Raw genomic sequence first — 13,402 nt, 5'->3', positions numbered from 1 at the left:
GGGCCACGGGCACTCCCCCTCCGCGTCACTCCGGCTGCCGAGTACCGAGCCGCTCGTGCACCCAGTCGTGGAAGGCGCCGATGTGGTGCTCACTGGGCACCAGCACACCGCCCTTGGCGTACAGCCGCGAGCTCATGCCCGGCTGGGTGCGCTCGCAGGCGTCGAAGTCCTGGCGGTTGACCCGGTCGAAGAGTTCCACGGACCGGCCGACGTCCTTGCCGCTCTCCACCACGTGCGGGAGATAGAGCCAGTCGCACTCGACGACGGTGCGGTCGACGGCGACCGGATACATCCGATGGAAGATCACGTGGTCGGGCACCAGGTTGATGAACACCTGCGGCTTGACGGTGATCGCGTAGTACCGGCGGTCCTGGTCCTCGGAGACTCCCGGGATGCGGTCCAGCCCCTCGGTGCCGTCGACGGTGAATCCCTGGACGTCCTCGCCGAACTCGGCGCCGTGACCGACGTAGTACTGGGCGGCGTAGCCGTCGGCGAACTCGGGCAGCACCTCGGTGAGTTCGGGATGGATCGTGGCGCAGTGGTAGCACTCCATGAAGTTCTCGATGATGAGCTTCCAGTTCGCCTTGACGTCGTAGACGATCCGCCTGCCCACCGCGAGGTTGTCGATGTCGTAGCGCTCGATCGACTCGACGTCGCCCAGCCGCTCGACCACGGCCCCGACCACGTCCTCCTCGAAGGAGGGCGGATCCTCCGCGAGGCACACCCAGACGTAGCCGAGCCATTCGCGCACGGCCACACTCACCAGGCCGTACTCGGTGCGGCCGATGTCGGGCATCTTGGTGAGGTTGGGAGCCGCGACCAGCTTGCCGTCCAGGCCGTAGGTCCAGGCGTGGTACGGACATTGGAAGGCCCGCTTGACCTCGCCGGAATCCTCGGTGCAGAGCTTGGCTCCGCGGTGCCGGCAGACGTTGAAATAGGCACGGATCGAGTGGTCCCGGGCCCGGGTGACGAGGATGCTCTCGCGGCCCACGTCGACGGTACGGAAGGCGCCGGGCTTCGGCAGGTCCGCGGCGCGGGCGACACAGAACCACATCGTCTCGAAGATGCGCTCCTGCTCCTGGGCGAAGATTTCGGGGTCCGTGTAGGCGGAGCCGGGAAGGGTGGCGATGAGGCTGTCCGGCAGGTTTGTCGAGGTCAACGCTGCACTCCTCGGGAAACGTCGTGGAAGGTTCAGTCACGTGCCGGGAAGAGCGACTTCATACAAAGTTGCACATAATGCAATGCGGCGCGTTATGTGCAACGCAGCATGAGAGGCCGCCGGCGCGGTGTCAAGATGCCGTGGCGGTGAACTGCTTGCGCCAGCGGGTGAACAGCCGCGGCTGGTTCATCCCGAGCGCGGCGACCGGCCGGCCCGCCCGCCGGTAGACGGCCAGGAAGCTGCGGTCGTCGGCCGAGCCCTCCTCGACCGTCACGCTGTCGGCCCCGGCGGCGTGGCCGACGAACTGGATCTTCACGCCGTACTGGTCGGACCAGAAGTACGGCGGCCGTGGCACACCCGGTTCCGTGGCACCGTGCGCGAGCAGCGTGGCCACGGCCGCGTCGGGCCGTTCCAGCGCGCCGGTCCAGTGCTCGACCCTGCGGTGCATTCCGGTGTGCGGGTCGTACCAGTTGGCGCAGTCGCCCACGGCGACCACCCCGGCAACACTGGTGCGCCCGTCGGCGCCGCACTTCACGCCGTTGTCGAGCGCGACACCGGACCCCTGGAGCCACTCGACGCAGGGACGCGCGCCGACACCGACGACGACCGTGTCGGCGGGAACGGAGCGACCGTCCTCCAGCAGTACGGCATCGACCCTGCGCTCCCCGCTCAGCCCCTTCACCCCGACCCCGCACAGCAGCCGTACGCCGTGGTCGGCATGGAGGGCCGAGACGACCCGGCCCATCGCCTCGCCGAGCGGTCCGGCCAGCGGCGTCGGCGCCGCCTCGATCACGGTCACGTCGAGGCCGAGGGCGTACGCCGTGGAGGCCACCTCGGCACCGATGAACCCGCCGCCGATCACCACCAGCCGTCCGCCGCGGGCGAGGTCGTCCCGCAGGGCGCGGGCGTCGTCGACGGTGCGCAGCACGTGGACCCCGGCAAGTCCCTCGGTGCCGGGCAGGGTGCGGGCGGCGGCTCCGGTCGCGATGACCACGCCGTCGGCGCGGATCTCCCGGCCGTCGGCGAGCCGGATCGCCCGCTCGGTGCGGTCGAGCCCGGTGGCGCGGACCCCGAGCACCCATTCCGCCCGGAGTTCCTCGTCGTCCCGCTCCAGTGCCAGGTCCGCCTCGCCGACGGCACCGGCGAGGAACTCCTTGGACAGCGGTGGCCTGTCGTAGGGGCGGTGGGGCTCGTCACCGATGACGACGAGCCGGCCGTCGTACCCGCGCTGCCGCAGTGAGCGCGCGGCCGACAGACCGGCCAGCGACGCGCCCACCACGGCGACGGTCCTCACGCGGGGCCTCCGGCGAGGCGGGAGGCGACGCACGGCGGCAGATTGGGTGCGTCCGTGGACAGCCGGACGTAGACCGTCCCGTCCTCGACGACGACCTCGTGGGTGCGGACCGGGAGCTTGGCCGGGGGTGCGTCCACGGCTCCGGTCCTCAGGTCGAACTTCGAGGCGTGCAAGGGGCATTCGACCTCGCAGCCCTCCAGCCAGCCGTCGGCGAGCGAGGCGTCCTGGTGGGTGCAGGTGTCGTCGATGGCGAAGAGCTCGCCGTCGTCGGTGTGGAACACCGACACGGGCGGGTCGATGTCGAGCCGTTGGGCCTCGCCTCGCGGCAGATCCGCGAGACGGCACGCGGGAATCATCATGACACCTCGGTGCGTATAACGAAACGGATTGCGATTGACGCAACGCCAGTCTGCGGGCCGTTCTGAAGCGTTGTCAAGGCGTCCACGGGCCGGGTTGCGCACGGTGCGGCGACGGTCTTCGAGGCACGCCGAAGCGACCTCGAAAGCGCAGGTGAACAAGGGGGACAAGACCTCGTCCGGTACGACGACGGCCCTGACCCGGTGCCGTCCACGAGGTCCGTTACCGGGTCAGGGCCGCTTCTCCGCCGACGCGGTCAGAAACCGCGGTCGATCCACTCCTGGAGATGCGGCGCCTCGGCGCCGACGGTGGTGGTCTCCCCGTGGCCGGTGTGCACGACGGTGCCCTCCGGCAGACCGAGGAGCCGGTCCCTGATCGAGGTGACGATGGTGGGGAAGTCGCTGTACGACCGTCCCGTCGCCCCCGGCCCGCCGGCGAACAGCGTGTCGCCGCTGAAGAGCGCGGAGAGGTCCGGGGCGTGCAGACAGACGGCTCCGGGGGCATGGCCCGGGGTGTGCAGCACCGTGAGCTCGGTACCGGCGACCGGGATGCGCTGCCCGTCGGTCAGTTCGCCGTCGGGCAGCCGGTCGGGATGGGTCTGTTTCCACAGCGGCAGATCGTCGGTGTGCAGCAGGATCGGGGCGCCGGTCCGGTCGGCGAGTTCGGGCGCGGCGTCGATGTGGTCGTTGTGGGCATGGGTGCACACGATCGCCCGCAGGGTGCGTCCGCCGAGGGCCCGGACGATCGCGTCGGCGTCATGGGCGGCGTCGATGACGAGCGCCTCGTCGTCGTCCCCCACGATCCACACGTTGTTGTCGACGTCCCAGGTGCCCCCGTCCAGCGAGAACGTCCCCGAGGTGACGAGGTGTTCGATGCGGGCGCCGCTCGTCACAGGACCACCACCGAGCGCAGGACGTCACCGTGGTGCATGCGCTCGAAGGCCTTCTCGACCTCGTCCAGGGCGATGGTCTCGGTGACGAAGGCGTCCAGGTCGAGACGGCCCTGCAGATAGAGGTCGATGAGCATCGGGAAGTCACGGGAGGGCAGGCAGTCCCCGTACCACGAGGACTTCAGCGCCCCGCCCCGGCCGAAGACGTCCAGCAGCGGCAGCTCCAGCTTCATCTCCGGGGTCGGCACACCGACCAGCACCACGGTCCCGGCGAGATCGCGAGCGTAGAAGGCCTGCCGGTAGGTCTCCGGACGGCCCACCGCCTCGATGACCACGTCGGCACCGAAGCCCCCGGTCAGCTCCCGCACCGCGTCGACCGCGTCGGTCTCCTTGGAGTTGACCGTGTGGGTCGCGCCCAGCTTCGCGGCCGTGGCCAGCTTGCGATCGTCGATGTCGACGGCGATGACCTTCGCCGCGCCCGCGAGCTTGGCCCCGACGATCGCCGCGTCCCCCACGCCGCCGCAGCCGATGACCGCCACGGTGTCACCGCGCCCGACGCTGCCGGTGTTGATGGCCGCGCCGATGCCCGCCATCACCCCGCAGCCCAGCAGTCCGGCGGCGGCCGCCGACGCGGCCCGGTCCACCTTGGTGCACTGCCCGGCCGCCACGAGCGTCTTCTCGGCGAAGGCGCCGATCCCCAGCGCGGGCGACAGCTCCGTGCCGTCGGTCAGGGTCATCTTCTGCTTCGCGTTGTGCGTGTTGAAGCAGTACCAGGGCCGCCCGCGCAGACAGGCCCGGCACTGCCCGCACACGGCACGCCAGTTCAGGATCACGAAGTCACCGGGTGCCACGTCGGTGACCCCCTCACCGACGGCCTCGACCACCCCCGCCGCCTCGTGCCCCAGCAGGAACGGGAACTCGTCGCTGATGCCGCCCTCGCGATAGTGCAGATCGGTGTGGCAGACGCCGCAGGCCTCGATCTTGACCACTGCCTCACCCGGGCCGGGGTCGGGCACGACGATCGTTTCCAGACTGACAGGGGCGCCCTTGCTCCGCGCGACGACCGCTCGGACCTGCTGAGACATGGCCACTCCTCGGCTGACAGAGGGACGAGACGTTGCCTAATGCGGTACACATCTCGTGTTTCGCAACACAGCATCGCGGAGGCCGAAGCAGCGGTCAAGGATCTGTCAGGCGGTACACGCAGACCTGCGACAAGAGGGCGGCGCCCGGCGCTTTCTGTCCGGCGTCGCCTCGAACCGCCGCGTGGTGAAGGCAGGCGGCGAGGAGCCGGCACTTGGACCTGACTGCCTGGCGCCTCGACGGTCCGGGCGCGTGAGTGCGCCGAGCGGCCGGCTCAAGGGCCTGGGCAACGGGCTTACGGCCCAGCCGGTTGCGCCGCCCGCCGAGGGGGGCGGGCGGCGCAACCGGGTCGGTCGGCGGAGACGGCCTCAGCGGGTGGCTCGTGCCGCCTTCTCGATGACATCCGCGACAAGGCGGGGACGCGAGACGGCCACGGAGTGCGAGGCGGCGACCTCGATGGTGTGGGCGTGGGCGCGCCGGGCCATGAAGCGTTGTACGGCGGCGGGGATGTTGAGGTCCTGGGTGGTGACGACGTCCCAGGTGGGCTTGTTCTTCCAGGCGGCGGCGGTGGCCGTCTCCTCCAGCGCGGCCTGGGCGATGGGCCGCTGGGCGGCGGCCATGAGGGCGGCCCGGTCCGCGGGGACGTCGGCGGCGAACTGGTGACGGAACTTGTCCTGACGGATGTAGAGGTCGGTCACGGTGGTGCCGTCGGCGTCGGTGCGGGGCACCGGATCGAGGGCGTCGGGGAGAGTGGAGCCGGGGTACTTGTTCGTCAGAGCGAGGGCGCTCTCGCCGGGAGCCGGGAGGAAGCCCGCGACGACGACCAGTGCCTTGACCTGCGGGTCGTCGGCGGCGGCCTGGCTGATGACAGAGCCGCCGTAGGAGTGGCCGACGAGGATCTCGGGGCCCTTGACGTGGTCGAGGACGCTGCGCAGGGACGCGGCGTCGCTGTGCGGACCGCGCAGCGGGTCGGCCGCAGCGACGACCGGATAGCCGTCGGCGTGCAGCCTTTCGATCACGCCGTTCCAGCTGGAGCCGTCGGCGAAGGCGCCGTGTTCCAGGACTATGGTCGGCCTGGCCTGCCGATCCGCCGCGGCCGGCCGGGACGCTCCGTTCGCGGAGACGGCGAACGCACCGACCGCGGCACCCGCCATGACCGTCGCTGCGGCAGCCCTCGCGAACCGCCACCCGCGCACACCCTTCGTACCGACCACGAGAAATCGCCCTCCGGAAGCTTCGGACCGTTCGGACTGTGCTGTGTGAAAACGCTTCTCCACGTTCACCGCGAGTCGTCCTTGGACGATGTCGTGGCCACGTTGACGGTGACGGGGATGTTGCCGCGGGTGGCCTTGGAGTAGGGGCAGATCTGGTGGGCGGCCTCGGCCAGTTCCCGGGCGGTGTGCTCGTCGACGCCACCGAGGGTGGGGTTGAGCGTGGCGGAGAGGGTGAACTCGCCGTCGTCGTCGTGCGTGAGCGTGATCTCGGAGGTGATGTCGGTGCTGGTGAGCTTGATCCCGCGGGTGGCGGCGGCGCGGCGCAGGGCACCGAGGAAGCAGGCTGCCCAGCCGGCGGCGAAGAGCTGTTCCGGGTTGGTGGCGTCGCCCGCGCCGCCGAGCTCCTTGGGTATGGACAAGGTGTGGTCCAGGAGGCCGTCCTGAGAGCGGACGGTGCCGCCGTTGCGGCCCTCTCCGGTGACGTTGACGACGGCCGTGTAGCTGACTGCCATGACAGGTCCTCCATCCAGGGTCGTGAGGTATCGGGATGTGCCGGATGTGGTCGAGACGCTTGATTCCGGGATTCCGGGATTCCGGTCAGTGCCGGTGTGGCGGGACGCAGCGGAAGCTGTCGGCGTCGGCCGGGTCGCCCTGGCCCTTTGTAGGCGACGACAGGGCCGTGAGATCCGACTCGACTCCTACAGCCCCAGGTCCAGGGCCAGACACGAGTAGTAGTTCCACGAGCCCTCGGGGTCGTACGCGGCCGTCACCCCGCCGCTCCGGCCGGCTTCCGCCTCTTCGGTCATGTCCTCGAAGCGGATGCGCTCAGGAAGCCTTCCGTACCGCGCGTGCCGTGCCGCAGCGGCGGGGTCCGTCATCGGTTCCGTTGCCTTGCCCATGCCGAACTCCACTTCTTCATGCCGCCCAGGGTCACACCCTGCATCGAGTAACCACCTTGACAGGTGACGAACGCAACCGCAAGACGCGTCACCATTCCAATGGGTTACTTGATTCAATCCGTAACCTCTTTGACTAGTGACGCACTCTGTGTCAGTGTCACCCTGCACGCAAACTCGCGTCATCCGTGCGGCACTTGGTCCAACAACACGGGAGGCTTCACATGATCGACAGGCGCACCTTCACCAAGGCGATGGGTCTGGGCACGGGAGCGACCGCCGTCTCGCCGGCCGGTCTGCAGGGTGTTTCGAGCGCCACCCCGGCCTCCTCGGGCATCGATGCGGGCACCCCGGACACCCCGGGCACTCACACCGCATTCCCCTCACTGAAGCAGGTCAAGGCCGGTCTGCTGAACGTCGGCTACGCCGAGCTGGGCCCCGCCCACGGCCCGGTCGTCATCTGCCTGCACGGCTGGCCCTACGACATCCACAGCTACGTCGATGTCGCTCCCCTGCTGGCGGCCGAGGGCTACCGCGTGATCGTCCCCTATCTCCGCGGTCACGGCACGACGCGGTTCCTGTCCTCCCGCACCTTCCGCAACGGGCAGCAGTCGGCGATCGCCCTGGACATCATCGCGCTGATGGACGCTCTCAAGATCCACAAGGCGGTGATCGCCGGCTTCGACTGGGGCTCGCGGACCGGTGACATCCTCGCGGCACTGTGGCCCGAGCGCGTCAAGGCCCTGGTGTCGGTGAGCGGTTACCTCATCACCGACCGCAAGGCCCAGCTCGAACCGCTCCCGGCGGCCGCTGAGCACACCTGGTGGTACCAGTTCTACTTCGCCACCGAGCGCGGCAGGAAGGCCATGGAGGACCACGACCACCGCCTCCGGCTGACCCGGCTCGTCTGGGACCTCGTCTCCCCGACCTGGAACTTCGACGACGCCACCTTCGCGCGCACCGCGGCCGCCTTCGACAACCCGGACTACGCGGCGATCGTCATCCACAACTACCGCTGGCGGCTCAGCGTGGCCGACGGCGAACACCGTTACGACCGCTACGAGGAGAAGCTGGCCACGGCACCGTCCATCGCGGTGCCGACCATCACCCTCGACCCCGAGAAGGACCCCTTCACGCTGCCCGGTGACGGTTCCCTGTACCGCGACAAGTTCACCGGCACGTACGAGCACCGGACGCTGACCGGCATCGGCCACAACCTGCCGCAGGAGGCGCCCACGGCGTTCGCCCAGGCCGTGGTCGACGCGGACCGCCTGTGAGGGAGTGAACTCGACTCCGCCGCGACAGAAGTCAGCTCGTCGCGCGCCCCACGAGCGCGTACGACACCGAGCGCTCCCGCTTGTGGCGCCGGATCCGCCCCTTCGCGACGAGCGATTCGAGGGTGTTGCGCACGACCTGCGGGGTGGGCGAGCGGTCCGGGTGCCGCTCCATCAGCTCTTCACGCAGATCCTTTGCCGACCGCGGCTCGTCATGGGTATCGAGCAGTTCGATCAGGGCATCTCCGAGCAGAGGCTGCCGCGACTTCCCCCTCTCGGCGGCCTTCGCCCGGGTGGTGACGGGTCGCTGCTGCACCTGCTCGGGAAGGGGAGCAGGATTCGCCTCTTCATACCGTTCGGCGAGCGTCAGGATGTCCATCAGGAGGGCTTCCTCCTGCTCCAACATCTTGATCTTCTGTGCCAGTTCACGCTGTCGGCGGCGGTTCTCCGCCAGATCCGACACGGCTTGTTCGACGTACCGCGCTCGGAGCGAGGCGGCTGATCGGCTGGTCACAACCGTTCACTCCCCAGTGAGTGCCAGATGACGCTGCGCATCGCACCTACGCGACGTCAGCTCTTCCCTCCGTGCTGGCGGGCCCGGTAGGCGGCGGCCTTGACCCTGTTGCCGCACGTCCGCATGGCGCACCAGTCCCGTCGGTGGCCTCGTGAGCGATCGAGGTAGACCTGGGTGCACTCGGGACGGGCGCACTCGCGCAACAGCGCCGCCTCGTCACCCCCGACGATCTCGACGGCCTCACGGGCGAGGGCGGCAAGTCCCTGGACAGCCGTGCCGGTACGGGTCGCACCGTCGGGACCGAGCCGTACCGTCACGGGCAGACCGGCCGCCTGCAGGTTCACCTCGGCGACCGCCTCGGCCGGCAGTGGCCGCCGCTCGATCCGGGCCGCGACCAGCGCGTAGATCGCCTCACGCAACTCCAGGGCGATGGCGAGGTCGGCCTCGCTCGCCCCGGGCGCCAGATCGAGCATCCCCGACTCCAGGAACCAGTCGTCGAGCAGCTCGGGGGAGGCGAGCTTCTCCATCGGCTCGGCGGTGCGTCGCGCGCGCAGCGTGCCGACGAAGTCCAGAGGAAGCGTCCCGCAGGGGAAAGCATGGTTCACGTAACCATACTGACGGGTGACTCACGGATGCGCAACACGCTTCCCGTGAGAACCCCTCCCTGAGTCACCCGCGTCGGACAGCCGGACACCCGGGCGCACTCGACGGCCGCGTGAACGGTGGCAGGCGCATCCGCAACGCCCGTTCTTCAGCCGAGGATCGACGCTCTTTCGGCGCATTTCCGCTGGGTCCGGCTTCTCCTCATTCCGACTCCGCGCAGCGGTCTTCGTCCTGTTGCTCGAGCGATGTGACGGCCGCCGCCGCATCACACAGACGCGTGTTTCGTGCAGTGGGGCGCGCGGATCGTGCAGGAATTCACGCGGATGTCCTTCGCATACTCGGTGACTCAAGAGACCGATGCGACCGGATGACACGCGGAGGCAGAGTTCCATGCGGACGTTCGTCTACACATCTCACCCCTCACGGGTGGTCTTCGGTGCCGGCACGGTCGGCCGCCTCGCCGAGGAGGTCGAGCGGCTCGGCTGCTCCCGGGTGCTGCTGCTGTCGAGCGGGCCCCTCGCGGCAGCCTCGGCGCGGGTTCGCCAGGCGCTCGGCACCCTCCTGGCGGCGGAGTTCGACGCCGCGGCCATGCACACCCCGGTGGAGGTGACCGAGCAGGCTCTCGACCTGCTCGAGAGGTCGTCCGTGGACGGCATCGTCGCCGTCGGGGGCGGTTCGACGACGGGTCTGTCGAAGGCACTGGCCCTGCGCACGGGACTGCCGCAGGTGATCCTGCCGACCACGTACGCCGGCTCCGAGGTGACCCCCGTCCTCGGCGAGACCCGGGACGGACGCAAGGTCACCAGGTCCTCTCCGGAGATCCTGCCCGAGACCGTCGTCTACGACGTCGACTTCACCCTCACCCTGCCGCTGTCCCTGACGGTCACGAGCAGCGTCAACGCGCTCGCCCACGCCGTCGAGGCCCTGTACTCCGGCGAGGCGAACCCGGTCACCGACCAACAGGCCCTCGACGCGATCTCGCGCATCGCCCGGGCGCTGCCCCGGCTCGCCGCCGACCCGGCCGACCTGGAGGCGCGCGCCGACCTGCTGCGCGCCGCCTGGCTCGCGGGGACCTGCCTCGCCACGGTGGGTATGGGCCTGCACCACAAGCTGTGCCACACCCTGGGCGGCAGCTTCGATCTGCCGCACGCCGCGACGCACACCGTCGTACTGCCACACGCCATGGCCTACAACGCGCCCGCGGTGCCCGGCGTGATGCGCCGCATCGCCGACGCCCTGGGCGTGCCCGACGCCCCCGGCGGTGTGTACGACCTGGTCGCCTCCCTGGGCGGCCCCACCTCCCTGCGCGACCTCGGCATGCCGGAGCCCGGCCTGGCCCGCGCGGCCGAGCTGGCCACGTCGACGCCGTACCCGAACCCGCGCGAGCTGACCACCGAGGGCATCGCGGAGCTGTTGGCCGGCGCCTGGCACGGGCGCCGCCCCGAAGGTCCCCCCACCACCGAGGCCGAGCTGTCCCGTCTCACGGAACAGGTCGTGGCCAGCTTCGCGCAGGCGCCCGACCCGCGCGTGCGCACCTTGCTGAGCGACCTGGTCCGGCATCTGCACACCTTCGTCGCGGCCAACGACGTCACCGATGCGGAATGGCAGTACGCCGTCGACTTCCTCACCCGCACCGGCGAGAGCTGCAGCCTGACCCGGCAGGAGTTCGTGCTGCTGTCGGACACGCTCGGTGTCTCCAGTGCCGTGGATCTGCTCACCAACTCCCGTACGCCCCTGACCACTCCGTCCGCCGTGCTCGGTCCCTTCTACCTGGCGGGCCCGCCCGACACCCCGCACGGCGGCGACATCTCCGGAGGGCTGCCCGGCACCCCGCTCTGGGTGGACGTGCGGGTCACGAACACCGAAGGTGAACCGGTCAAGGACGCGGTCGTGGACGTGTGGCAGTCCAACGAGGACGGTTTCTACGACGTCCAGCTGCCGGACCTGGAGGGGCCGGTCCTGCGTGGCCGGCTGCGCACCGACGCCGAGGGACGGATCACGTTCTGGTCGATCCTGCCCTCGGAGTACCCGATCCCCGAGGACGGGCCGGTGGGGCAGATGCTCGCGGCGGTCGGGCGCCATCCCTTCCGGGCGCCGCACCTCCACTTCATGTTCGACGCGCCGGGCCACCGCCGGCTCGTCACCCAGCTGTTCGTGTCGGGCGGGGCCTACCTGGACAGCGACACGGTCTTCGGCGTCAAGGACGAGCTCGTCGTCGACTTCGCGCCGCAGACCGGCCCCACCCCCGACGGCCGCCGGGTCGACGGCGAGTGGCGCCGGCTCTCATACACCTTCCGCCTCGCCCCCCTGGCCGGATGACCGAGGAGCGCCCACCCATGACCACCACCGATGCGCACGACACGTACGACACCGACGTCCTCGTCGTCGGCAGCGGCCCCGCCGGGGGTTCTGCCGCGCTGTTGCTGGCCACCTACGGCATCCGCACCCTGCTGGTGACGAAGTACGGCTGGCTGGCCAACACGCCCCGGGCCCACATCACCAACCAGCGCACCATGGAGGTCCTGCGCGACCTCGGAGTGGAATCCGAGGCGCTGGCCGTCGGCAGCCCGTCCCACCTCATGGGCGACACGGTGCTGTGCACCGCGCTGACCGGGCAGGAGATCGGCCGCATCCGCAGCTGGGGCACGGGGCCGGCGACGGCCGGCGAGTACGCGGCGAAGAGCCCCTGCGAGATGATCGACCTGCCGCAGACCTACCTGGAGCCGATCCTGGTGAACAACGCGGCGGCCCGCGGCGCCAAGGTGCGCTTCGACACCGAGTTCCTCAGCTTCACCCAGGACGAGAACGGCGTCACCGCGCTGCTGCGCGACCGCGTCCGCGGCGACGAGTTCACCGTACGGGCCCGCTACCTGATCGGCGCGGACGGCGGGCGCAGCACGGTCGCCGAGCAGCTCGGCCTCCCCTTCGACGGCCGTATGGCCAAGGCCGGCAGCATGAACATCGTCTTCAAGGCCGACCTCACCCGGTACTGCGCCCACCGGCCGAGCGTCCTGTACTGGGTGCTGCAGCCCGGGGCGGAGACCGGCGGCATCGGCATGGGCCTGGTCCGCATGGTCCGTCCGTGGAACGAATGGCTGCTGGTGTGGGGATACGACATCGAGCAGCCGCCGCCGGAGGTGGACGAGGAGTCGGCGCGACAGATCGTGCGCGACCTCGTCGGGGACCCCGGCCTGCCGGTGGAGATCACGTCCACCTCGCTGTGGACCGTCAACCACAGCCATGCCTCGGCGTATTCGTCCGGGAGGGTCTTCTGCGCGGGCGACGCGGTGCACCGTCATCCGCCGTCCAACGGACTCGGCTCCAACACCTCCGTACAGGACTCCTACAACCTGGCCTGGAAGCTCGCCATGGTGATCCGTGGCGAGGCCGGCCCCGAGCTGCTCGACAGCTACTCCGCCGAACGGGCCCCCGTCGGGCGGCAGATCGTCGAACGGGCCAACCTCAGCCGCGACCAGTTCGGCCCGATCTTCGAGGTGCTCGGCATCGGCGGTGGCAGCGACCGTGAGGCCATCGCCGAGGGACTCACGGCGATCGGCGCGCCGACGCCCGAGGGCGCCAAGAAGCGACGCCTGCTCGAAGAGGCGATCCAACTCAAGAACTACGAGTTCAACGCGCACGGCGTCGAGATGAATCAGCGCTACGTCTCCTGCGCGGTGCTTCCCGACGACGCCCCTGCCGAAGTCTGGGAGCAGGACCGGGAGTTGGTGGCCGAGCCGACCACACGGCCCGGCGCGAAACTGCCGCACGCATGGCTCGTCGACGCCCAGGGCGAGCGTCTTTCCACGCTGGACGTCGTCGGCGACGGCACCTTCACCGTGCTGACCGGCCTGTCGGGCGGCGTCTGGGACACGGCCGCGACCGCGTGCCGGGCGGACCTCGGCATCCCGCTGCGGGTGGTGCGCATCGGGGACGACGGCTCCCGTGACGCGTACGGCGAGTGGAGCCGGGTCAGCGAGATCGCCGAGGACGGCGTGCTGCTGGTGCGCCCGGACGGCCACGTCGCCTGGCGCCGCGCCACCGCCCCCGCAAGCGCACAGTCGGCCCAGGACGAGCTGCTCGGCGCACTGCGCCGGGTGCTGGCCCGATAGGAGAGAACGA

At 70.2% G+C, this 13,402-nt stretch carries 13 protein-coding genes; 3 read left to right on the top strand and 10 right to left on the bottom strand.

From position 1 onward, the window contains the following. Positions 1–25: 25 nt before the first annotated feature. The 8 genes from ACIF83_RS04995 to ACIF83_RS04960 all read right to left on the bottom strand — a co-directional run bounded on the left by ACIF83_RS04995 (position 26) and on the right by ACIF83_RS04960 (position 6,895). A complete protein-coding gene (locus ACIF83_RS04995) occupies positions 26–1,159 on the bottom strand; it encodes an aromatic ring-hydroxylating dioxygenase subunit alpha (RefSeq protein ID WP_398138051.1) in 1,134 nt (377 codons plus the stop codon). Between the two features lie 130 nt (positions 1,160–1,289). Next, complete coding sequence (locus ACIF83_RS04990; RefSeq protein ID WP_398138050.1) at positions 1,290–2,453, bottom strand: NAD(P)/FAD-dependent oxidoreductase; 1,164 nt, start codon at positions 2,451–2,453, stop codon at positions 1,290–1,292. After that, a complete protein-coding gene (locus ACIF83_RS04985; RefSeq protein ID WP_393477470.1) occupies positions 2,450–2,812 on the bottom strand; it encodes a bifunctional 3-phenylpropionate/cinnamic acid dioxygenase ferredoxin subunit in 363 nt (120 codons plus the stop codon). The genes ACIF83_RS04990 and ACIF83_RS04985 overlap by 4 nt, the downstream gene beginning before the upstream one ends. A 254-nt stretch (positions 2,813–3,066) precedes the next feature. Beyond that, a complete protein-coding gene (locus ACIF83_RS04980) occupies positions 3,067–3,702 on the bottom strand; it encodes an MBL fold metallo-hydrolase (RefSeq protein WP_399723489.1) in 636 nt (211 codons plus the stop codon). Further along, entirely contained in the window at positions 3,699–4,784 is a 1,086-nt protein-coding gene (locus tag ACIF83_RS04975; RefSeq protein ID WP_399723487.1) for an S-(hydroxymethyl)mycothiol dehydrogenase, read from the bottom strand. The genes ACIF83_RS04980 and ACIF83_RS04975 overlap by 4 nt, the downstream gene beginning before the upstream one ends. Positions 4,785–5,150: 366 nt before the next feature. Beyond that, positions 5,151–5,996: an alpha/beta fold hydrolase gene (locus ACIF83_RS04970; RefSeq protein ID WP_399723485.1), complete on the bottom strand. Its 846-nt coding sequence runs from the start codon at positions 5,994–5,996 to the stop codon at positions 5,151–5,153. 65 nt (positions 5,997–6,061) lie between these two features. After that, positions 6,062–6,508 carry an organic hydroperoxide resistance protein gene (locus ACIF83_RS04965; protein ID WP_399723483.1) on the bottom strand — a complete coding sequence of 149 codons (447 nt, stop codon included), beginning with the start codon at positions 6,506–6,508 and terminating at the stop codon, positions 6,062–6,064. A gap of 186 nt (positions 6,509–6,694) precedes the next feature. Beyond that, positions 6,695–6,895: a hypothetical protein gene (locus ACIF83_RS04960; RefSeq protein ID WP_399723481.1), complete on the bottom strand. Its 201-nt coding sequence runs from the start codon at positions 6,893–6,895 to the stop codon at positions 6,695–6,697. Between the two features lie 221 nt (positions 6,896–7,116). Between ACIF83_RS04960 and ACIF83_RS04955 the strand changes: the two genes are divergently transcribed. Then, on the top strand, positions 7,117–8,169 hold the full coding sequence (locus tag ACIF83_RS04955) for an alpha/beta fold hydrolase (RefSeq protein WP_399723479.1): 1,053 nt from the start codon (positions 7,117–7,119) through the stop codon (positions 8,167–8,169). A 31-nt stretch (positions 8,170–8,200) separates the two neighbouring features. Here ACIF83_RS04955 and ACIF83_RS04950 read toward each other — a convergent pair whose 3' ends face one another. After that, the gene (locus ACIF83_RS04950; RefSeq protein WP_393477482.1) at positions 8,201–8,680 is read right to left on the bottom strand and encodes a hypothetical protein; all 480 of its coding nucleotides are present in this window, start codon (positions 8,678–8,680) and stop codon (positions 8,201–8,203) included. A 56-nt stretch (positions 8,681–8,736) separates the two neighbouring features. Continuing rightward, complete coding sequence (locus tag ACIF83_RS04945; RefSeq protein ID WP_399723477.1) at positions 8,737–9,285, bottom strand: CGNR zinc finger domain-containing protein; 549 nt, start codon at positions 9,283–9,285, stop codon at positions 8,737–8,739. Positions 9,286–9,673: 388 nt separating this feature from the next. Between ACIF83_RS04945 and ACIF83_RS04940 the strand changes: the two genes are divergently transcribed. Both ACIF83_RS04940 and ACIF83_RS04935 read left to right on the top strand, forming a co-directional pair. After that, entirely contained in the window at positions 9,674–11,602 is a 1,929-nt protein-coding gene (locus tag ACIF83_RS04940; protein WP_399723475.1) for a maleylacetate reductase and hydroxyquinol 1,2-dioxygenase domain-containing protein, read from the top strand. A gap of 17 nt (positions 11,603–11,619) precedes the next feature. Next, the gene (locus tag ACIF83_RS04935) at positions 11,620–13,392 is read left to right on the top strand and encodes an FAD-dependent oxidoreductase (RefSeq protein ID WP_393477488.1); all 1,773 of its coding nucleotides are present in this window, start codon (positions 11,620–11,622) and stop codon (positions 13,390–13,392) included. Positions 13,393–13,402: the final 10 nt, after the last annotated feature.

The sequence above is a fragment of the Streptomyces sp. NPDC085866 genome (assembly GCF_044541035.1).
Lineage (GTDB): Bacteria > Actinomycetota > Actinomycetes > Streptomycetales > Streptomycetaceae > Streptomyces.
Note: the sequence above shows the minus strand (reverse complement) of the source record. Positions and strands in the feature narration are given on the sequence as shown.